The organism is Variovorax sp. GW531-E2, assembly GCF_059423125.1.
In genome coordinates, this window is record NZ_JBWKXQ010000021.1 from 1 (window position 1) to 18975 (window position 18975).

Annotated in this window: 20 protein-coding genes and 1 pseudogene; 11 read left to right on the forward strand and 10 right to left on the reverse strand. The window is 70.3% G+C overall.

Features of this window, described 5'->3' with window-relative positions:
• Positions 1-3 precede the first annotated feature (3 nt).
• Positions 4-459 carry a Fur family transcriptional regulator gene (locus AC07XP_RS14345; protein ID WP_495265109.1) on the forward strand — a complete coding sequence of 152 codons (456 nt, stop codon included), beginning with the start codon at positions 4-6 and terminating at the stop codon, positions 457-459.
• Between the two features lie 17 nt (positions 460-476).
• Entirely contained in the window at positions 477-1130 is a 654-nt protein-coding gene (locus AC07XP_RS14350; protein WP_495265054.1) for an FMN-binding negative transcriptional regulator, read from the forward strand.
• Positions 1131-1139: 9 nt separating this feature from the next.
• Here AC07XP_RS14350 and zigA read toward each other — a convergent pair whose 3' ends face one another.
• A complete protein-coding gene (gene zigA / locus AC07XP_RS14355; protein WP_495265055.1) occupies positions 1140-2333 on the reverse strand; it encodes a zinc metallochaperone GTPase ZigA in 1194 nt (397 codons plus the stop codon).
• Positions 2334-2443: 110 nt separating this feature from the next.
• Between zigA and AC07XP_RS14360 the strand changes: the two genes are divergently transcribed.
• The gene (locus tag AC07XP_RS14360) at positions 2444-2860 is read left to right on the forward strand and encodes a hypothetical protein (protein WP_495265056.1); all 417 of its coding nucleotides are present in this window, start codon (positions 2444-2446) and stop codon (positions 2858-2860) included.
• 23 nt (positions 2861-2883) lie between these two features.
• The gene (locus tag AC07XP_RS14365; RefSeq protein WP_495265057.1) at positions 2884-3462 is read left to right on the forward strand and encodes a GNAT family N-acetyltransferase; all 579 of its coding nucleotides are present in this window, start codon (positions 2884-2886) and stop codon (positions 3460-3462) included.
• Between the two features lie 2 nt (positions 3463-3464).
• On the opposite strand, the gene AC07XP_RS14370 is transcribed toward AC07XP_RS14365, so the two are convergent.
• Together AC07XP_RS14370 and AC07XP_RS14375 are read right to left on the reverse strand one after the other, a co-directional pair.
• Complete coding sequence (locus AC07XP_RS14370; RefSeq protein WP_495265110.1) at positions 3465-4376, reverse strand: SDR family oxidoreductase; 912 nt, start codon at positions 4374-4376, stop codon at positions 3465-3467.
• Between the two features lie 165 nt (positions 4377-4541).
• A pseudogene (locus AC07XP_RS14375) lies at positions 4542-5315 on the reverse strand (DUF6597 domain-containing transcriptional factor); the annotation flags it as partial.
• A gap of 92 nt (positions 5316-5407) precedes the next feature.
• On the opposite strand from AC07XP_RS14375, the gene AC07XP_RS14380 reads away from it, so the two are divergent.
• Positions 5408-6067, forward strand: a complete 660-nt coding sequence (locus tag AC07XP_RS14380; protein WP_495265058.1) for a glutathione S-transferase — start codon at positions 5408-5410, stop codon at positions 6065-6067.
• Here the strand turns inward: AC07XP_RS14380 and AC07XP_RS14385 are convergent, their stop codons facing one another.
• Positions 6068-8464 carry a PepSY domain-containing protein gene (locus tag AC07XP_RS14385; protein WP_495265059.1) on the reverse strand — a complete coding sequence of 799 codons (2397 nt, stop codon included), beginning with the start codon at positions 8462-8464 and terminating at the stop codon, positions 6068-6070.
• Positions 8465-8519: 55 nt separating this feature from the next.
• Complete coding sequence (locus tag AC07XP_RS14390) at positions 8520-10640, reverse strand: TonB-dependent siderophore receptor (RefSeq protein ID WP_495265060.1); 2121 nt, start codon at positions 10638-10640, stop codon at positions 8520-8522.
• A 220-nt stretch (positions 10641-10860) separates the two neighbouring features.
• Between AC07XP_RS14390 and AC07XP_RS14395 the strand changes: the two genes are divergently transcribed.
• The 3 genes from AC07XP_RS14395 (at position 10861) to AC07XP_RS14405 (ending at position 12195) form a co-directional block, all read left to right on the forward strand.
• Positions 10861-11178 (forward strand): hypothetical protein, encoded by a 318-nt coding sequence (locus AC07XP_RS14395; RefSeq protein WP_495265061.1) that lies wholly within the window; start codon positions 10861-10863, stop codon positions 11176-11178.
• 163 nt (positions 11179-11341) lie between these two features.
• Positions 11342-11887 carry a hypothetical protein gene (locus AC07XP_RS14400; protein WP_354343669.1) on the forward strand — a complete coding sequence of 182 codons (546 nt, stop codon included), beginning with the start codon at positions 11342-11344 and terminating at the stop codon, positions 11885-11887.
• A complete protein-coding gene (locus AC07XP_RS14405; protein WP_354343670.1) occupies positions 11884-12195 on the forward strand; it encodes a hypothetical protein in 312 nt (103 codons plus the stop codon). The genes AC07XP_RS14400 and AC07XP_RS14405 overlap by 4 nt, the downstream gene beginning before the upstream one ends.
• Positions 12196-12210: 15 nt before the next feature.
• Here AC07XP_RS14405 and AC07XP_RS14410 read toward each other — a convergent pair whose 3' ends face one another.
• Positions 12211-13113: a LysR substrate-binding domain-containing protein gene (locus AC07XP_RS14410; RefSeq protein ID WP_492680489.1), complete on the reverse strand. Its 903-nt coding sequence runs from the start codon at positions 13111-13113 to the stop codon at positions 12211-12213.
• A 128-nt stretch (positions 13114-13241) separates the two neighbouring features.
• Between AC07XP_RS14410 and AC07XP_RS14415 the strand changes: the two genes are divergently transcribed.
• Positions 13242-14564, forward strand: a complete 1323-nt coding sequence (locus AC07XP_RS14415) for an MFS transporter (protein ID WP_495265062.1) — start codon at positions 13242-13244, stop codon at positions 14562-14564.
• Between the two features lie 46 nt (positions 14565-14610).
• The gene (locus AC07XP_RS14420; RefSeq protein WP_495265063.1) at positions 14611-15714 is read left to right on the forward strand and encodes a M14 family metallopeptidase; all 1104 of its coding nucleotides are present in this window, start codon (positions 14611-14613) and stop codon (positions 15712-15714) included.
• 17 nt (positions 15715-15731) lie between these two features.
• On the opposite strand, the gene AC07XP_RS14425 is transcribed toward AC07XP_RS14420, so the two are convergent.
• Together AC07XP_RS14425 and AC07XP_RS14430 are read right to left on the reverse strand one after the other, a co-directional pair.
• Positions 15732-16529: an enoyl-CoA hydratase/isomerase family protein gene (locus AC07XP_RS14425; RefSeq protein ID WP_070062549.1), complete on the reverse strand. Its 798-nt coding sequence runs from the start codon at positions 16527-16529 to the stop codon at positions 15732-15734.
• Between the two features lie 79 nt (positions 16530-16608).
• The gene (locus AC07XP_RS14430; protein ID WP_223301410.1) at positions 16609-17043 is read right to left on the reverse strand and encodes a hypothetical protein; all 435 of its coding nucleotides are present in this window, start codon (positions 17041-17043) and stop codon (positions 16609-16611) included.
• Positions 17044-17179: 136 nt separating this feature from the next.
• On the opposite strand from AC07XP_RS14430, the gene AC07XP_RS14435 reads away from it, so the two are divergent.
• Positions 17180-17395, forward strand: a complete 216-nt coding sequence (locus AC07XP_RS14435; protein ID WP_495265064.1) for a hypothetical protein — start codon at positions 17180-17182, stop codon at positions 17393-17395.
• Positions 17396-17421: 26 nt separating this feature from the next.
• Here the strand turns inward: AC07XP_RS14435 and AC07XP_RS14440 are convergent, their stop codons facing one another.
• Together AC07XP_RS14440 and AC07XP_RS14445 are read right to left on the reverse strand one after the other, a co-directional pair.
• Complete coding sequence (locus AC07XP_RS14440; RefSeq protein ID WP_495260352.1) at positions 17422-18339, reverse strand: DUF808 domain-containing protein; 918 nt, start codon at positions 18337-18339, stop codon at positions 17422-17424.
• A 90-nt stretch (positions 18340-18429) separates the two neighbouring features.
• Positions 18430-18948, reverse strand: a complete 519-nt coding sequence (locus AC07XP_RS14445) for a GNAT family N-acetyltransferase (RefSeq protein WP_062477596.1) — start codon at positions 18946-18948, stop codon at positions 18430-18432.
• Positions 18949-18975 lie beyond the last annotated feature (27 nt).

Genomic DNA, 18975 nt, shown 5'->3' on the forward strand with positions numbered 1-18975 from the left:
CCCCTGAAAAGCTCGTCGTCCCGCCCCGCCTTCGACAGCGAGGCGCTGCTGCGCGGCAGCGGGCTGCGCGTGACGCGCGCCGCCCAGACCGTGCTCGAGCTGCTCGAACACGGCTCGCAGCCGCTGACCCACGAGGAAGTGGCCGCCGCCTACACCGCCGCCACGGGCGAGCCGCCCGACCGCGTCACGCTCTACCGCGTGCTCGACCGGCTGGTCGAGGCCGGCCTGTGCGACCGCCGCGTGGGCGCCGACCGGGTCAACCGCTTCGCGCGGCACGTCGACACCGCCTCGGGCAACACCTTCGAATGCGACCAGTGCCACAAGGTGCTGGCCCTGCCCTCCGACCCCGAACTGCCCAAGGTGATGGGTCGGCTCGGCAAGGCGCTGCGCAAGCAGGGCATCGACACGCGGCACACGGCGCTCACGCTGCACGGCATGTGCGGCGACTGCGCCCGATAGCGTCATCGCGCTGCGCGATGTACGTCTCCCGGCACCACCGCCAGCCCGACCTCGGCGCGAGCCACGCGCTGATCGACGCGCACCCGCTGGGCGCCTGGGTCGTTCAGGGCGCCGACGGGCTGGTCGCCAACCACCTGCCCTTTCTGCTCGACCGCTCGCGCGGCCCGTTCGGCACGCTGCTCGGCCACGTGTCGCGTGCCAATCCCGTGTGGCGTCAGCTCGATGCCCCGGCCCCGTCGGTCGTGATGTTCCAGGGACCGCAGGCCTACATCACGCCCGGCTGGTACCCCGGCAAGGCCGAGCACGGCCAGGTGGTGCCGACCTGGAACTACGCCGTCGCCCACGCGCACGGCATCGCGCGCGCCATCGACGACGAAGCCTGGCTGCTCGACCTGCTCGCGCGGCTGACCGCGGCGAACGAGGCAGGCCAGCCCGTGCCCTGGCGGACCACGGACGCGCCCGAGACCTTCATCCGCAAGCTGGCGCGCGCCGTGGTGGGCATCGAGATCCCCATCGACCGCCTCGAAGGCAAGCTCAAGGCCAGCCAGGACGAAGCCCTGCCGGACCGTCAAGGCACCGTGCAGGGCCTGGCCGCCGTCGGCAGCGAGAACGCGTCGGCCATGGCGCGGCTGGTACAGCAGGCGATGCAGCCCGGCGCCGCCGACGACTGAACTTCGCCTTTACACGTTCCACGACGGAAACGGATCGGGCAGGTTCTGCCACCACGAGGGGCCGAAGCGCATCTCGTTGGGCGTGAGCAGGCAGGCATCGAGCCGCGCGCGCAGTGCGGCTTCGTCCATGCCGATGCCGATCAGCACCAGCTCCTGGCGCGCGTCGCCGGTGGCGTCGTCCCAGTTCTTGCGGATGAGTTCGAGCCCGTCGGGGTCGGTCGGCCAGTGTTCGCGCGGCACGGCCGCCCACCACAGGCCCGCCACGCCGTAGCGGCAGGCGCCGCCGGCCTGCGACCACGCACCCGCGCGGGTCGGCCGGCTCGCGAGCCAGAAGAAGCCCTTGGAGCGCACCACGCCCTCCCACTCGCTCTGCACCAGGTCCCAGAAGCGCTGCGGATGGAACGGCAGGCGCGACCGGTAGACGAAGCTGCGGATGCCGTAGGCCTCGCTCTCGGGCACGTGCTCGCCGCGCAGCTCGGCCAGCCAGCCCGGCGCCTGCTCGGCCTGCTCGAAATCGAACAGGCCCGTGTCGAGCACGCGGTCGAGCGCGACGCGGCCGAATTCCGATTCTTCGATGCGCGCACGCGGGTTGAGGCTGCGCAGGATGGCCATCAGCCGCTCGCGCTCCTCGCCCTTCACGAGGTCGGTCTTGTTGACCACGAGCACGTCGCAGAACTCGATCTGCTCGATCAGCAGGTCGACCACCGTGCGCGTGTCTTCGTCGCCCAGCGACTGGCCGCGCTGGCCCAGGCTGTCGGGCGAGCCGTAGTCGCGCAGGAAGTTGAAGGCATCGACCACCGTGACCATGGTGTCCAGCCGCGCCACGTCGGCCAGGCTCTGGCCGTCTTCGCCCGCGAAGGTGAAGGTCTCGGCCACGGGCAAGGGCTCGGAGATGCCGGTCGACTCGATCACGAGCTGGTCGAAGCGCCCTTCCTTGGCGAGCCGCTTCACCTCGATCAGCAGGTCTTCGCGCAGCGTGCAGCAGATGCAGCCGTTGCTCATCTCGACCAGCTTCTCGTCGGTGCGCGACAGCGCGGCGCCGCCTTCGCGCACCAGCGCGGCGTCGATGTTGACCTCGCTCATGTCGTTGACGATCACCGCCACGCGGCGGCCCTCGCGGTTGTGCAGGATGTGGTTGAGCAGCGTGGTCTTGCCGGCGCCCAGGAAGCCGGACAGCACGGTGACGGGAAGGCGATCGGCCATGAGGGCAGGCTCCATAGTTGCAACAGAATTGCATTATATGGATTGACGCAACTCAGTTGCATTTCATGCGAACGTGACCGACAGGCGCACGCTCGCCTACCATCCGGCACATGACCGATTTCTCTGCCTTCGTCGCCCCGCCGCCCTCCGACGCGCCGCACGCGGCCGTCGTCGCCGCCGCGTCGGCCTGCCTCGACCGTTTCACGGCCGCGTTCAACGCCTCGGACACGCGCAGCATGGACGCCGAGCTGCACTTTCCGCACACGATGCTTTCGGGCGCGCAGCGGCTCGACTGGCCCGCGCCCGGCCGGCACCCGGTGGATTTCTTCGACACGCTCAAGGCCAGCGGCTGGGCCTCCACACAGTACGAGAAGAAGGAACCCGTGCTCGTGAGCCACGACAAGGTGCACTTCGTCGTGCACTACACGCGGCGCGATGCGGCCGGCGCGGTGCTCAGCACGCACGCCAACCTCTGGATCGTCGTGCAGGCCGAGGGGCGCTGGGGCATCGCCCTGCGCTCGTACTGATCAAAAAACAAGGACCGTCTCCCATGTCCCTTTCCGCACTGCAGCTCGTCTGGCCCTCGCCCGAGCATTTACCCGGCTACATCGCTGCGCTCGAGCGCGGCTGGTCGCCCAACAACCTGCGCGCCGAAGCCGGCCGCGAAGAACTGGCGCTGATCCGCACCGACCCCGACGGCTTTCTCGCCGGCCTCGTCGACCGCGAAGCCAAGGGCCCGCCCATCGCGCTGCCCACAGGCGGCACCGTGCCCCGGTTGCCGGGCTACCGGCGCTGGCTCTGGGACGGCGAGTTCTGCGGCAGCATCCAGCTGCGCTGGCAGCCGGGCACCAACGCCCTGCCTTCGTACTGCCTGGGCCACATCGGCTACGGCGTGGTGCCGTGGAAAAGCGGCCGGGGCTATGCCACCGCCGCACTGCGCGCGCTGCTGCCCGACGCGCGCGCCATCGGCCTGGACCATGTCGAGATCACGACCAGCCCCGACAACCTCGCCTCGCAGCGCGTGATCCGTGCCAACGGCGGCGTGCTGGTCGAGGAGTTCATCACCGAGCCCGGGCTCGGCGGCGCGCCCGAGCTGCGCTTTCGCATCGACGTGCGCGCACTCGGCTGACGCTACATCTCGAACGGCTCGACCTGCCGCCCGTCGATGTCGGTGAAGCCGTAGGCACGCGCGAGGTCGGCCACGCGCAGCACCTGGCCGGTCTTGTCGAGCACCTGCGCATCGCCCGCCAGCGCGGCCACGGCTCGGCCCAGGTAGCGCGGCGATTCGGTGCGCGCCAGCGCGGGGCGTTCCTGCCAGTGCGCCTCGTCGGTCTTGTGGCCCGCGAGCACGAACTCGGTGCGCATCCAGCCCGGCGACACCGCCACCGAAGCCACGCCGTGCGGCTGCAGTTCCTGCGCGATGCCGAAGGCCAGCCGCGTCATCGACGCCTTGGCGAGGTCGTAGAACAGGTTGCCGCGCAGGTAGTGGCCGCGGTCCCAGAAGGTGGTGGTGACGATCAGGCCCTGCTTGCGCGCCACCATGCCCGGTGCAGCGCAGCGGCTGGCCACGAGGTGGTTGCGCACGCCGCGGTCGAACATCGAATCCCAGTTGGCGAGCGGGTGTTCCCAGAACGGCGCCTCGAAGACACCGGTGAAGCTTTCGTGGCCGCCCCAGGCGTTGTTCACGAGCAGGTCGAGCCGGCCCTGCTCGCGCTCGACGCGCGCGAACAGCGCCGCCACTTCGTCTTCCTTCGTGTGGTCGCAGGCCACAGCAATGCCGTGCCCGCCGAATTGCGTGACCTCGTCGGCGGTGTCGTCGATGGTGCCGGGCAAGGCGGCCAGCTCGGACAGGGCGAGCAGCTGCCCGTAGCTGTCGGCCGGCCGCGCGCGGGTGCTGCGCCCGGTCACGTACACGGTGGCGCCGGCCGCGCCCAGTTCCTGCGCGATGCCGCGGCCCGCGCCGCGGCTGGCGCCGGTGACCACGGCCACGCGGCCCGCCAGCGGACGGTGCGCGGCGTCAGGGGTGGAGGGGGCTGCTGTCATGTGTCGTTGCTCCTTCGTTCGGTGAGGGTCCTTGGGCAGGACAGGCCGCCACGATAGGCCGGCCTCAGCGCGCCGTCTTGGAAGAAACCGAAACCCGGCGCGCCCGAGGAACTCGGTGGGCGTCACGCCGCACAGGGCGCGGAACTCGTTGACGAGGTGCGACTGGTCGTAGAACCCGTGGTCCAGCGCCATGTCGGCCCAGGCCGGCGCGCTGTGCAGGCGCAGTGCGCGCAGGCAGGCATGCAGCCGCGCCAGCCGGCCCCAGGCGCGCGGCGACAGCCCGACGTGCGCATGAAAGAGCTGCTGCAGCCGGCGCTCGCCCACGCCGACCGCCTGCGCCACCTCGCGCAAGGCCTGGCGACCGTCGGTGGTGGCGATGAGCCGTGCGGCGTGCATCGCGGCGGCCGGTGGCGTGCCGTCACCGGCTTTCTGCAGGCGCTTCATCAGGGCCTGCTGCAGCAGCTGCGCGCGTGCGGCATCGTCGCGCGCTTCGGCCATGCGCGCGAGCAGCGTCGTGCCCTCGCCGCCCCAGAGTTCGTCCAGGTGCACCGCGCGGCCCGCGATCTCGCCGGCCGGCACGCCGAGCAACGCAGCTGCCGCGCCGGGGCGCAGCGCCACCGACAGGCCTTCGACCGTGTCGCGCATCCGCACCACGGCGGGTGCGGCGAAGGCGCCGATGGCTTCGACCGCCTGCCCCGGCGCGTCGTCGGCCGAGGGCGCATCGCCGAAGTTGAAGACCAGCCGGATCGCGCCGTCGGGCAGCACGCGCTCGCGCACCTCGTGGCCGGGCGCGAAGGTCTCGCGGTACATCAGCAGGTGCGAGACATGCGACTGCAGGGCCGGCGCGACCGGCAGCACGTGCAGCGTGTCGTCGGGCACGCCCGATTCCGGCCCGTGCAGCGGGTCGTCGTGAAGCCGGAGGAAAAGGCGTTCGCCCATGGCAGTCGATTGTGAGGAAAAACCCGCCGCCGCGCGACCCGGCGGGCACGGGCCGACAATCGGCCGGCGCCCCTTGTCCACCCGTCGTTCACATGCCCGATTCCGCCCTCCCCGTGCTCTATTCGTTCCGCCGCTGCCCCTATGCGATGCGGGCCCGGCTCGCGCTGGTGGCGAGCGGGCAGCACTGCGAGCTGCGCGAGATCGAGCTCAAGCGCAAACCCGCCGAGATGCTCGCGGCCTCGCCCAAGGGCACGGTGCCCGTGCTGGTGCTCGACGGCGGCGCGGCGGTGCTGGAGCAGAGCCTGGACGTGATGCTGTGGGCGCTGCGCCGCCACGATCCGCTGCGCTGGCTGACGCCGGAGCGCGGCACGCTCGACGACCTGCTCGCGCTGGTGGCGGCCTGCGACAACGATTTCAAGCCGCTGCTCGACCGCTACAAGTACCCGGCGCGCTACCCCGCATCGGAAGGCTCCGCGCGCGACGACGGCGCGCGCTTCCTGCAAGGGCTCGAAGACCGGCTCGCGATGTCGGCGCAGCTGGCCGGCACGCACGCCACGCTGGCCGACGCGGCGTTGATGCCGTTCGTTCGCCAGTTCGCGATGGTCGATGCGGCCTGGTTCGACACGCAACCGTGGCCGCGCCTGCAGGCCTGGCTCGCGGGCTGGACCGCGTCGGACATGTTCGCGCGCATCATGACCAAGTACACGCCCTGGCAGGCGGGCGAACCGGGCGTGAGCTTTCCGCCCGCCTGATCAGTACACGTCGCGGCGGTAGCGGCCTTCGGCGATGAGCGCGTCCATGCCGCTCTCGCCCAGCACCTCGGTGAGCGCCGCATCCACGCCCGGCGCCATGCCTTCGAGGCTGCCGCAGACGAAGACGATCGCGCCCTCTTCGTCCACCCACTGCTTCAGCACCTCGCCAGCCTCGCGCAGGCGGTCCTGCACATACACACGCTGCGCCTGGTCGCGCGAGTAGACGAAATCGGCGCGCGCCACGAGGCCGCCGGCCTGCCATGCCGCGACCTCGTCCGCGCCGAAGCTGTCGTGCGCCGCCTGCCGCTCGCCGAACACCAGCCAGTTACGGCCATGCCCTCGGCGCGCACGCTCGCGCAGCAGCGCGCGCAGGCCCGCAAAGCCCGAGCCGTTGCCGATGAAGATGCAGGGCCGCGCGTCGTCGGGCAGCGCGAAGCCCGGGTTGGCGACGAGGCGCAGCGCGAGTTCCGCGCCCATGGGCGCGCCGACCGTGAGCCAACCCGAGGCCACGCCCAGGCCGTTGTCGTGCCGTGCCTGGCGCACCAGCAGCTGGACGGCACCGTCGGACGGAATCGACGCGACCGAGTAGCTGCGCGGCGCGGGCGCCGGGGCGCCGTCGTCGTGCATCTGGCGCGGCACGATCTCGACCAGTGCGCCGGGCACCCAGTCCATCGCGCCACTGCCATCGACGCGCCGCAGCTCGATTTCGAACAGCGGATCGCCCTGGCTGCCCGCATTGAGCAGGCGCCGGCCATCGAGCCGCCAGGCGTCGAAGGCCGGTGCGGTCGGCACAGGCCACGTGGCATCACGCACCCCGAAGGTTTCGCGCAGCGCATCGTGCCAACGCGCGAGCGCTGCCGGGTCTTCGCCGTCCACCTCGATCATGGGGAACAGCGGCTGCGCGCCCTGGTTGTGCAGGTCATGGTCGAGCTTGCGGCCGAAGCCGCAGAAGGTCGCGTAGTGGCGATCGCCGAGCGCGAGCAGGCCGTAGCGCAGGTGGCGCAGGCCCGGACCGCCTTGCCGCGCGAACGCGCGGGCGAAGGCACGCGCGCTGTCGGGCGCCTCGCCTTCGCCGAAGCTGCTCGCCACCCACAGCACCTGGCGGAAATGCAGCAGCGCGTCAGCGCTCAGTGACGACACAGGCCGCACCACCGCCGCGACACCGGCGGCCTGCAACGCGCCGGCCGTCTGCAGCGCGAGGCGCTCGGCATGGCCGGTCTGGCTCGCGAAGGCGACCAGCACCTGCCCAGCGTCGCCCGCCGGGGCGGGCACGGCGACCGCATCGAGCCGCGCACGCTCGGCGCGCACGGCCTTCGCGATGCGGCGACGGCCGAGGTACATCATCCAGCCGCTGATCGCGAAGAGCGCCAGCCCCAGGCTCGTGAGCATCATCACGATGCGCCCCGGCAGGCCCCAGTAGGTGCCCATGTGCAGCGGGTAGATGCTGTTCACGAAGCGGCCCAGGGGCGGCTTGTCGGCATAGCGTTCGTGGCGCAGCGTCTCGCCGGTCGCTGCCTGCAGGTACAGGCGGTTGCGCGCGCGCTCGTGCTCGGCATGCATGCGCAGGTAGACGGCCTCCACCTGTGTGCCGTTGCGCGCGGGCAGCCGCAGCGTCACCTGGGTCCAGTCGCCGCCCGTGGTGTCGACGAAGGCCTGCCAGACGCGCGCCAGGTCGAGCGTCACCGGGGCATCGGCCGGCGCGCGTTCGGCGCGCACCACGCGGCCCTCGCCGACCGCGCCGTCGACCGCCTTGCGCAAGCCGTCGAAGGCCCAGTACATGCCGGTGGTGGTCGACACCACGTAGGCCAGCAGCGCGACGGTGCCGACCACCGCATGCAGGTTCCACAGGAAGGCACGGCCGCGCAGCGCGAAGTCGATGCGCAGCCACTGGCGCCACGCGAAGGGCCGGCGCGGCCAGCGCAGGTACAGACCCGACAGCGCGAGCAGCAGCAACAGGCCGGCCAGCGAGCCGGTGAGGGGCTTGCCGTCGTCGCGCGGCAGCAGCAGCCAACGGTGCAGCTCTTCCACGAACTCGAAGAAGTGCTCGCCCACGGGGTCGGGCAGCAGCGCGCCGGTGGCAGGATCGGCGAAGCGCGTCTCGCCGCGCCGCTGGCCGGGCGGCGGCGCGAAGCCGACGCGCGCGGGGCGCCCGGGCTCGGTCGACACGGCGACGGTCGCGATGCGCCGCCCGGGCATCTCGGCCTGCACGCGCGCAACGAGCGCAGGCGGGGCCAATGCGGGCGCGGCCGAGGCCGCGGGGATCGGGTTCAGCAGGTCGGTGATCTCGGCACGGAACGACAGCGTCGCCCCGCTCAGGCCGATGACGACCAGCACGCTGCCCGCCGTGATGCCGATGAACCAATGGATCTGGAACCAGACGCGACGCAGCAAAGCCATGAAAAACAGAAGAAAACGGGAAACAGGAAGCCCCGCCAAGGCGGGGCGCGCGGGTTCAAAGATCGATCTTGACCAGGGCCTTGATCGTACGCGGCGTGCCCACCGCCAGCCGCGTGCCGGCCGCCGACCAGTAGCGCTTGTCGCCCACGTTGTCGATGTTCAGCTGGAAGGTGGTGCGCTTGCCCATGAGCTGCGCCACGTAGCGCGCGCCGAGACCGAAGACCGTCGCACCGCCGATGAAGCCCTGGTTCAGGTCGTCGACAGGACGGCGCCCCGTGAAGTACGCGCCGCCGTTGACCGACAGCCCCGGCACGGCCGCGATGTCGTACGAGAGGAAGGCGCTCGCCGTGGTGCGCGCCGTGTTCTCGGGCCGCTTGCCGTCGTACTGCGCGTTGATGCGGCGGAACTCGGCATCGAGCCACTGGCCCGAGAGCTGCCACGCCAGCGCGGGCGTGAGCCGCCCCTGTGCCGACACCTCGAGGCCGCGGTAGCGCTGGCGCCCGCTGGCCACGAAGGTGTTGGCGCTGTCGGTGTAGGCGCCGGGCCGTTCGATGTCGAACAGCGCGCCCGACAGCAGCGTGCCGCCGCCGGTCAGCCAGCGCAGGCCGATTTCCTTCTGCCGGCTCACGCCCGGCGGCATGCGCGTGTTCTGGTTGGCGGTGCCGGCCGGCGCCACCTCGCCCTCTTCCACGCCCTGCGAGTACGACACGTAGGCCATGAGCTCGGGCGTGAACTTGTAGCTCAGCGCCGCCAGCGGCGTGGTCTTGCGCACGCTGTAGTCGAGGGCCGGCAGCGTGGCGCTCGCGCCCTGCCAGCTCTGGTAGCGCGTGTGGCGCAGGCCGGCCACCAGTTGCCACTGCGGCGAGAAGGTGATGCGGTCGAGCGCGTACAGGCCCAGCTCCTCGCTGTCCTGCGCGCCCGAGGTGGGCCGCGACGGCATCGCGCTCAGCGCCAGCGCGCCGATGGGCACGGGGCTGTACAGGTTCTGCAGCGTGGTCGCGCCGCCGTAGTTGCGCTGGAACACGGGCGCCTGCGTCTTGTCGCTGCGTGCCGCGCCGAGCGTCAGCTCATGCTGCAGCGCGCCGGTGGCGAAGGTGCCGAACAGCTCGGCGCGCAGCAGGTCGGAGCGTTGCTCGAGATGCTGCACGTTGCCCGTGAGGCGGCCGAGGCCGGTGCGCACGTTGTAGGTGCCGAACTGCGCCAGACGCCGGTCGCGCTCGGCCTCGGAATGGCCGGCTTCCACGCTGAGCGCCCACTGATCACTCAAGGCGTAGTCGGCGCGCAGCTGCGTGTTGGTGACCTCGGCCTCGAACACGGCCCAGGGCGGCGCGATCAGCTGGTGCGGATCGGGCAGCGCCGGCAGCGCGATGACGCCGTTCACGGCCGCAAGCCGCGCGATGCCGGCCTGCTCGGTGATGCGCTTGCGGTAGTGCTCGATGTCGGCCTTCAGCGTGAGCCGCCGGTTCACGCGCCAGTCGAGCGCGGCCGAGATGAACTTGCGGTCACCGTCCACGCCGTCGATGGTCGAGCCCAGCTGGCCGCCCGCCGCGTTCAGCCGCAGCCCGAACTGGTCGTTCTCGCCGAACTGGCGGCCGATGTCGACCTGCCCCTGCAGCCCGCCCTGGTTGTCGACGCTCATCCCGAGCGAGGTGACGGGCGTGCGCCCCGCGCGCTTGGTGACGAAGTTGATCACCCCGGCCGGCGTGGTGAAGCCGTAGTACAGCGCCGACGCGCCCTTGAGCACCTCGACGCGCTCCTTGTTCTCCATCGGAATTTCCGACACGTTGGGGATTGCGAGCGCGCCGTTGAGCCGGTAGTTGGTGCGGTTCTCCACGGCAATGCCGCGGATGACAAGCTGGTCGAAGGTGTCGCCGCCGTTCTGCTGGCGCGTCACGCCGGCCGTGTTGCGCAGCACGTCGTACACGCCCGCCGCGCCCTGCAGCTCGATCACCTCGCGCGTCACGGTGTTGACCGTGGCCGGCACGTCCATCACGGACGCGCCCCGGAACGTGCCCGCCTCGACCGTCTCGGCCAGGAAGCCGTTGGCGCGCGAGGCCTCGACGTTGACGGTGCTCAGTTCGCTTGCCCGCGATTCGGGGGCAGCGGACGCAGGCACGGATTGCGCCTGCGCTGCCTGCACGGCGGCGAGCGCAAGGCTCACACAAACTCTCTTCATTCAAATCCCTTGGATGTTCTTGGCGGCGCGCCTCCCGGCGGCCTGGTGACGCTTCCGGCGTGCGGAAGCGGGAGGGATTATGAATGAGAGGAGTTCTCATTTGACAACAGTTGCCGGACCCTGCCGATAGGATCGGACGCCAGAGCGTTCCATGTCGAAACGCCATCAAGGAGGAATTCATGGCTGCCAGTGAAACATCGACCGGACGGGACGCCCTGCGATGAAGACGGCCGGACGCCTGGCGCTCGGCGTGCTCGCCTGGGTCACCATGGTCCCGTTGCTGGGACTTCTGTGCATGTGGCTGGGCCCGTCGGTCCTTGACTCGCCCGAAGCCTCGCACGTCACCATGTATGCGGTCCAGGCCATCAACCTCGGCGCGGCCGCGCTGCTCTACTGGTATGCCGTGCCGAGCGTGCCGCACTGGGGCCGACGCGTGGCCTACTTCGTCGCCTTCGTGGTGCTGATGGTGGTCGCCAGCGCCCTCGTGGCCTTCGGCGTCAAACTGCTTTTCGTGGCGCTGGTGTTGTTCTGGCCTTGAGCTGGGGCCATGGAGACTTGGCCCGGTGGCACTTGCGGTGCGCGGAAGCGGCAGGGATCCCGGATGAGCGGAAGCCTCATTTGACAACAGTGTTTTGGCGCTCGCGCCCCTAGCATCGCCTCCAGAGCGTTCCATTTCGAAACGCCAATCAGGGAGGAAATTCATGAACACCAATGAAAACTCGGTGGGGCGTGCGCAGCACTCGACACCGACATTCACACTGTACGGCCGGGTGGCGGCCGGTCCTGCCGGGCTTGTGGGGACCCCTTATCCCAGCCTGCACATCTCGCTGGTCATCGATGACGCCTATTCGGGCCTCACGGTGATCGATGGTCAACCGACGATGGGCGAAGCGGGATTGCACAACGTGTTGCGGATCCGAACCAACATCTATGCCAACACGCTGCCCACCGAAGTCGTCGTCAAGATTCCGCTGGCGCCGCCCGGTGGCATGAGCCCCGAGGCGTTCGCGCGCACGCTGATGAGGCGCGCCACGGATTTTTCAAGCTACGTGTCCCCCTACAGCTTCCCCGCGCGCCTGCGAGGCGACCGAATGAACCCCGGCGAATACAACAGCAGTTCGTACCTCGCCGCACTGCTGCGCAGCGTGATGGGCTCGGTCCCCGATCTCGGGGTGTCCGGCTATCAGGCGCCCGGCTGGGAAAGCCCGATGCCTCTTCACTTCTTCAAGGGCGAGGCCATCCGATGAAGGCGGCGGGGCGGCTCGCGCTCGGCGTGCTCGCCTGGGCCGCCTTGATCCCGCTCGCGGGAGTTATCGGCATGTGGCTGGACCGGTCGGTCTTTCACTCTGCCGGGGCCACGCGCGTCATCGCCCATGCAATCGAGGGCATGCTGATCCTCGCGGCCGCGCTGGTCTACTGGCGCTGCGTACCGAGCGCGCCGAACTGGGGACGGCGCGTGATCTATCTCGTCGGCTTCGCGCTGCTGCTGACCGGCATTGGCTACGTGGTCCTCGGCGCGACCGTTGCCCTTGTGGTGCTGCTGTTCGGGCTTTGAGCCGCCCTGCCTCCGCTACCCCTTCATCGCCGCCGCCGACGCCCGCTGAATGCACTCGATGAAGTGCTGCGCCGCCGGCGTCGACGGCTGCCCGCGCCGGCGCACCACGCACACGTTCAGCATCGGCAGCGTCTCCCGCACATCGACGCGCCGGATGCCGTGGCGCTTGAAGCTGAGCCCGGCCAGCGGCTCGACGAAGAGGCCGATCAAATCCATGTGCCCCACCAGCGCCAGCGCCACGGTGACCGAGTGGCCCTGCAGCACGCGCGTGGGCGGCGGCAACCCGAGCGGGGTGAACAGCGGCGCCACGGCGTTGGTTCCGCCGTGGTCGTCGCCCGGCAGGACCCATTCGGCGGCATAAAGGTCGTTCAGCGAGCGCGCATTGCGCAGCGGATGGCGCTCGCGCAGGCCGACCACCAGCTGCACCGGGAACAGCTCCAGCGCCTCGAACTGCGGATCGAGCGTGCCGGGCACGATGTGCGCCACCGCGAAGTCGAGATACCCGTCGCGCAGCCGCGCGAGCATCCACGGCAGCACGGCCTCGCTGAACTGCACGTCGACCGCCGGCAGGCGGGTGTGGAAGTCCTTGAAGGCGGCGGGCAGCACGGTGAGCGCGAACGAGGCGCTCACGGCCAGCGAGACCGAGCCGGTGGCACCGTCGCGGATCTGCGCGATCTCGTCGCGGGCGCGTTCCATGTCGGCCAGCAGCAGCCGCGCGCGCGGCGCGAAGGCCAGGCCGAACTGCGTGAGCCGCACGCCTTTCACACTGCGCTCCACCAGCGGGGCGCCGACCTCGCGCTCCAGCTCGCGCACGATCTTGGTCACGGCCGGCTGCGAAATGCCGAGCACGCGCGCGGCAGCGCGGATGCTGAGTTGCTCGACCACGGCCACGAAGGCATGCAACTGATTGGGTTTCATCTTTGGAGTGACAACCAAAAGTTATCGTTGACGCCCAATTATTGTCTTTTCATGACAGCGGTGAGTCTCTAGCATCCGCCGCGGTTCGGGCCCACGCGGCCTGCGCCCCCGATACACACAGGAGACACATGAACACCCCCGCTTCCCAGCCCTCGCCTTCCTCGCCTGCACGCCGGCGCCAGACCATCGTGGCCACCACCATCGGCAACGGACTGGAATTCTTCGACTTCACGGTCTACGGCTTTCTCGCGCTGGTGATCGGCAAGCTGTTCTTCCCCACCTTCAGTTCCTACGGCCAGCTGCTGCTGACGGTGGCGAGCTTCGGCGTCGGTTTCATCATGCGGCCGCTGGGCGGCATCGTGATCGGCGCGTACGCCGACCGCGCGGGCCGCAAGAAGGCGATGACGCTCACGATCTTCCTGATGGCGCTGGGCTGCGCGCTGATCGCCTTCACGCCGACCTACGCGAGCATCGGCGTCGCGGCGCCGATCGTGATCGTGCTGGCGCGCCTGATCCAGGGCTTCTCGGCCGGCGGCGAGGTGGGCGCATCCACCACGCTGCTGGTGGAGCACGCCACGCCGGCCAACCGCGGCTACATGGCGAGCTGGCAGTTCGCGAGCCAGGGCCTGGGCGTGCTGATGGGTGCCGTGGTGGTCGGCGTGCTGACCGTCTCGCTGTCCGCCGAGGCCATGCAGAGCTGGGGCTGGCGCGTGCCGTTCGTGCTCGGCATGCTGATCGCGCCGGTGGGCATGTACATCCGCCGCCACCTCGAAGAATCACTGCACATCTCGCCGGAAGACGCCAAGGCACCGCGAGAGAGCAGCCTGAAGATCGTCTGCACGCAGCACGGCAGGACGGTGCTGGCCGCCATCCTCGCGCTGGTGGGCGGCACCACGGCGGCCTACGTGGTCACCTTCTACATGCCGACCTACGCGGTGCGCGAGCTCGGCCTCACGCCCTCGGTGGCGCTGTTCGGCGCGGCGCTCACGGGCCTGCTGTCGTTCGCGCTCGCGCCGTTCGTGGGCAAGTGGTCGGACATCGTGGGCCGCAAGACGCTCATCCTGTGGAGCCGCATCGTGATGGCGATCCTGATCTACCCGGGCTTCCTGTGGCTCAACGCCTCGCCCACGCCCGTGGTGCTGTTCACCGTGCTCGGCGTGCTGAGCATCGGCCTGGTGGTGCAGACGGTGCCGGGCATCACGATGCTGCCGGAGATGTTTCCCAAGCGCGTGCGCGCCAGTGGCATGTCGCTGGTCTACAGCGTCGGCGTGGCGCTCTTCGGCGGCTTCGCGCCCTTCATCAGCACCTGGCTGGTCAACGCCACCGGCAGCAAGCTCGCGCCGGCCTGGTACCTGGTAGGGATGACGCTGGTGTCGCTGCTGGGCCTGCTCTGGCTGCGCGACCACACAGGCCGCGACATCGATGCCGCCAACGCCCATGCGCCGGCCTGATACCGTCTTCCTCCTTCCCGCCTTCATGCACAGGAATCTTCCCTCCATGTCCCAGCCTGCCACCGCCGCCACCCGCCACTTCTCGGGCACGTACGTCGAAGCCCGCGCCAAGTTCCTCGAGGCCGCCGCGGCGCGCGGCGCCGCCATCGAGTCGTTCGTGCACCCCACGCACCGCGGCGCGCTCGGCGAAGAACTCGCCACCGACGTCGCACTGATCGGCGCGGCCGACGCGAAGAAGGTGCTGCTCGTCACCTCGGGCACGCACGGCCCCGAGGGCTTCTGCGGTTCGGGCGCTCAGGTGGCCACGCTGAACGACGCCGACCTGCTCGCGCGCCTCGAGCGCGCGGGCGTCGCGCTGCTGCTGGTGCATGCGGTGAACCCGCACGGCTTCTCGCACCTGCACCGCACCAACGAAGACAACATCGACCTGAACCGCAACCACATCGACTTCAGCGCACCGCTGCCGGTGAACGCCGAGTACGCCGACGTGGAGCCGCTGGTGCTGCCCGCCAGCTGGCCGCCGACGCCGGCCGACGACGCGGCGGTCGCCGCCTACATCGCCACGCACGGCATGACCGCCTTCCGCGCGGCCGTCACGCGCGGGCAGTACACCTCGCCCGACGGCCTGTTCTACGGCGGCACCGCGCCGTCGTGGAGCAACCGCACCATCCGCGCCATCCTGCGCGGCTACGCGGCCTCGGCCACGCACCTGGGCTGGATCGACGTGCACACGGGCCTGGGCCCCTACGGCCACGGCGAAAAGATCTACCCGGGCCGCAACACGCCCGAAGACCTCGCACTGGCCCACGCCTGGTGGGGCGCCGACGTGTTCGCGCCCTTCGCGGGCGACTCGGCCTCGGCCGACGTGTCGGGCCCGGTGATCTCGACCGCCTACGACGAATGCCCGAACGCGCGCGTCGCGCCCATGGGCCTGGAGTTCGGCACGCTGCCCGACCTGGAAGTGCTCGACCGCCTGCGCGCCGACACCTGGCTGCGCCGCCACCCCGAGGCGCCCGAAGCGCAGAAGCGCGAGATCCGCCGCCGCCTGCGCGACGCGTTCTACTGCGACAACGACGAGTGGAAGGGCATGGTGCTGGGCCAGACGCGCGTCGTGCTGCTGCAGACCTTGCAGGGGCTGAGCAAGGCCTGATCCCGGCGGAGGTCGGCTCAGCCGAAGTTCGGCGCGCGCTTCTCGCGCAGCGAAGCCACGCCTTCGCGCACGTCGGCGCCCGCGAAGCCCATGAACTCCAGCGCCAGCGAGGCGTCGAAGGTCGGCCCGGCCTGGCGCAGCCAGTTGTTCAGCGCGTACTTGGTGAAGCGGATCGCGCTCTGGCTGCCAGCCGCGAGGCGGTCGGCGATCTCGTAGGCCCGCGGCAGCAGGTCGGCCTCGTCCACCGCAAGCGACACCAGGCCGATGCGCTCGGCCTCCTCGCCGCTCACCGGCTCGCACAGCAGCAGGTGGTATTTGGCCTTGGCCATGCCGCACAACAGCGGCCACACGATCGCCGCATGGTCGCCCGCCGCCACGCCCAGGCGCGTGTGCCCGTCGACGATCTTCGCGTTCTTGCTCGCGATGGAGATGTCGGCCAGCAGCCCCGCCACCAGCCCCGCGCCCACGGCCGGCCCGTGCATGGCGCTCACGATGGGCTTGTCGCAGTTGACGAGGTTGTAGACCAGGTCGCGCGCTTCCTTCCACACGCGCTGGCGCACGGTGTCGTCGGTGGTCATGTCCTGCACCATGCCCAGGTCGCCGCCGCCCGAGAAGCCCATGCCCTCGCCGCGCAACACGGCGCAGCGCACCGTGTCGTCGGCCGCCACGTCGCGCCAGATCTCGGCCAGCTCGCGGTGGCCGTCATGGCCGGCCGTGGGCAGCTTGCCGTTGGCGGCGCGCATCTGGATGTCGAGCACCGCGCCGTTCGCGCCGCGGCGCGTGAGGGCGAGGGTCTGGTAGCGGGTGTAGTCCATGCGTGTGTCTCCGCCCCGCACGCACGGCCATGGCGCGGGGACTTCGTTCAATGAGAGGGAAGGACGAAAGGCCGGAGGCCTATTTTTGCGCGGCCAGCTCGCGGCAGCGCTTCACGTTCGCATCGAAACGCGGCGCCAGACCCGGCTCGCAGGCGTCGTCGGCGGGGTTCAGCCTGCACATGCCGACCACCGCGTAGTCCATGACGGCCGCCGTGCACATCGGGTAGGCGGCCAGCTCGGGGTTGGCCTTGGCCTTGAAGCCCCAGCGCTCGGAGAACTGCACCATGCGCGTCATCGCGCCGAGGAAGAAGCTGCGGTCCTTCGCGGCAATGGCCGCTTCCATGCGCGGCAGCTCCTCGTTGAGGTAGCCGACCGAGTCCAGCGGAAAACCGGCGGGGTCGGGCTGCGGCTGCGCGAAGGCCGTGGCGGCCATCACGGCCAGCGAGGCGCCCACGCAGGCGCGTCGCAACGGGAGAAAGAAGGCGGAACCGGTGGGCAGGTGGCGGTATGGCATGGCCTGCGATTCTGCAACGTTTGGAAGCATTTTTGCGTGCCGACCGATGCGCGCACGCGACGTTTTCAGGCGGCTGCCGGCCTCTCCGCGCGGCGCGGGACAATGGCCGCTTCCGTTTTCCCTTGCAAAGACCCCCATGGCCCGACGCCCCCAACGACAGCTGCGCACCATCGAGCGCGGCATCCTCTGCCTCCTGATCGGCGTCGCCGTGCTGCTGGGGCCGCGCTTCCTGCAGGACACGCGCTGGTTCGAGATGGTGGCCGGCGCGTACCTCGTCGGCTGGTTCGCGCTCGCGCTGGGGGTGGCGCTGGTCGGCGTCGGCCTGTTCCAGCGCGGCAAGCCGGAGCGCTGAGGCCCGGCCGCAAGGTCAGCAGGCGCTCAGTGCGCCGCCGCCTTCTTGCCGCGCAGCTTGCCGACGAGTTCCACCACGGCCAGCACGATGGCGCCGGCCACGATGCCGACGACGGCATTGACGCCCATCGAGCCCAGCGTGCCAAACACGCCGCCCGTGGCCTTGGCCCAGTCTTCGACCGCATGGCCGAACGCCGGCACGCCGTGCACCAGGATGCCGCCGCCCACGAGGAACATGGCGGCCGTGCCAGCCACCGACAGGCCCTTCATGAGCCAGGGCGCCGCCGCCAGGATGCCGCGGCCCAGGGCGCGCGCCGCCGCGCTGCTGCGCTGGCTCAGGTACAGGCCCGCGTCGTCCAGCTTCACGATGCCGGCCACGAGGCCATACACGCCCACCGTCATGATCAGCGCAATGCCGACCAGCACGCTGAGCTGCGTCGTGAACGGCTGGCCCTGCACGGTGCCCAGCGTGATGGCGATGATTTCGGCGGAGAGGATGAAGTCGGTGCGCACCGCGCCCTTGATCTTGTCCTTCTCGACCGCGACCACGTCGACCGTGGTGTCGGCCACGGCCTTCTGGTGGCGCGCGGTGTCGGCCTCGTGCTCCTTTTTGTGCAGGAACTTGTGGACCAGCTTCTCGGCGCCCTCGAAGCACAGGAACGCGCCGCCCACCATGAGCAGCGGCGTCACCAGCCAGGGCAGCCAGGTGCCGATGGCCAGTGCGGCCGGCACCAGGATCGCCTTGTTGACGAGGGAGCCCTTGCACACGGCCCACACCACCGGCAGCTCGCGCTCGGTGCGCACGCCGGTGACCTGCTGCGCGTTCAGCGCGAGGTCGTCGCCGAGCACCCCGGCGGTCTTCTTGGCAGCAACTTTGGTGAGGACGGAGACGTCATCGAGCACGGTGGCGATGTCGTCGAGCAGCAGGAGCAGGCTGGTGGCCATGGGCGAAAGTCGGGCTGTGGAAGAAGCGGCGAGCTTATCCGCAGCCGATGGCCGCGCCGGTGAAGACCGTACGCGGCATCCGGGGGTGGATCAGTCCACCGCCCGCTTCAGGCGGATTTCTTCGACGCGGACAGTGCCCAAGGCGGTGGTCTTGGCGGTCTTCATCTCGCGCTTGAAGCCGGCGAGTTCGTGGAAGCGCATGGCGCGGTCGTTGCGCAGCGGCACCCAGATGGTGACCGTGGTGCAGCCTTCTTCGGCCAGGCCTTCGCGGGCGGCGTCCCACAGGGCCACGCCGGCGCCCTTGCCCCAGTGCTCGGGCTTGACGTAGATGGCCCAGATCTCGCCCGTGGTGGGCGGCGTCTTGGGGTCGCGCGAGCGGTCGAAGCCCACGAAACCGACGATCTCGCTGCCGTGCGTCACCACATGGACCTGGGGTTCGCTGAATTCGATGGCCTCGCGCCACTTGGCCTCGCGCGAGGCGGGGGCCAGCACGCGCAGGTCGTCTTCGGACAGGATGCCTTCGTAGGCAGCCTTGGCAGAGAGGGCATGGACTTCGGCGACGGCCTTGGCGTCGCGCATCGTGGCGGGGCGAACTTCGTAATCGGACATGAAAGCGGAAAAACGTATGGAACCGGC

Excerpts from the sequence above, each read along its gene's own strand:
- AC07XP_RS14370 (WP_495265110.1), bottom strand. The coding sequence starts at position 4,376 with ATGACAGCAGCCCCCTCCACCCCTGACGCCGCGCACCGTCCGCTGGCG.
- AC07XP_RS14420 (WP_495265063.1), top strand. The coding sequence starts at position 14,611 with ATGTCCCAGCCTGCCACCGCCGCCACCCGCCACTTCTCGGGCACGTAC.
- AC07XP_RS14435 (WP_495265064.1), top strand. The coding sequence starts at position 17,180 with ATGGCCCGACGCCCCCAACGACAGCTGCGCACCATCGAGCGCGGCATC.
- AC07XP_RS14415 (WP_495265062.1), top strand. The coding sequence starts at position 13,242 with ATGAACACCCCCGCTTCCCAGCCCTCGCCTTCCTCGCCTGCACGCCGG.
- AC07XP_RS14410 (WP_492680489.1), bottom strand. The coding sequence starts at position 13,113 with ATGAAACCCAATCAGTTGCATGCCTTCGTGGCCGTGGTCGAGCAACTC.
- AC07XP_RS14360 (WP_495265056.1), top strand. The coding sequence starts at position 2,444 with ATGACCGATTTCTCTGCCTTCGTCGCCCCGCCGCCCTCCGACGCGCCG.
- zigA (WP_495265055.1), bottom strand. The coding sequence starts at position 2,333 with ATGGCCGATCGCCTTCCCGTCACCGTGCTGTCCGGCTTCCTGGGCGCC.
- AC07XP_RS14365 (WP_495265057.1), top strand. The coding sequence starts at position 2,884 with ATGTCCCTTTCCGCACTGCAGCTCGTCTGGCCCTCGCCCGAGCATTTA.
- AC07XP_RS14405 (WP_354343670.1), top strand. The coding sequence starts at position 11,884 with ATGAAGGCGGCGGGGCGGCTCGCGCTCGGCGTGCTCGCCTGGGCCGCC.
- AC07XP_RS14385 (WP_495265059.1), bottom strand. The coding sequence starts at position 8,464 with ATGGCTTTGCTGCGTCGCGTCTGGTTCCAGATCCATTGGTTCATCGGC.
- AC07XP_RS14350 (WP_495265054.1), top strand. The coding sequence starts at position 477 with ATGTACGTCTCCCGGCACCACCGCCAGCCCGACCTCGGCGCGAGCCAC.
- AC07XP_RS14400 (WP_354343669.1), top strand. The coding sequence starts at position 11,342 with ATGAACACCAATGAAAACTCGGTGGGGCGTGCGCAGCACTCGACACCG.
- AC07XP_RS14440 (WP_495260352.1), bottom strand. The coding sequence starts at position 18,339 with ATGGCCACCAGCCTGCTCCTGCTGCTCGACGACATCGCCACCGTGCTC.
- AC07XP_RS14445 (WP_062477596.1), bottom strand. The coding sequence starts at position 18,948 with ATGTCCGATTACGAAGTTCGCCCCGCCACGATGCGCGACGCCAAGGCC.
- AC07XP_RS14380 (WP_495265058.1), top strand. The coding sequence starts at position 5,408 with ATGCCCGATTCCGCCCTCCCCGTGCTCTATTCGTTCCGCCGCTGCCCC.
- AC07XP_RS14390 (WP_495265060.1), bottom strand. The coding sequence starts at position 10,640 with ATGAAGAGAGTTTGTGTGAGCCTTGCGCTCGCCGCCGTGCAGGCAGCG.
- AC07XP_RS14395 (WP_495265061.1), top strand. The coding sequence starts at position 10,861 with ATGAAGACGGCCGGACGCCTGGCGCTCGGCGTGCTCGCCTGGGTCACC.
- AC07XP_RS14430 (WP_223301410.1), bottom strand. The coding sequence starts at position 17,043 with ATGCCATACCGCCACCTGCCCACCGGTTCCGCCTTCTTTCTCCCGTTG.
- AC07XP_RS14425 (WP_070062549.1), bottom strand. The coding sequence starts at position 16,529 with ATGGACTACACCCGCTACCAGACCCTCGCCCTCACGCGCCGCGGCGCG.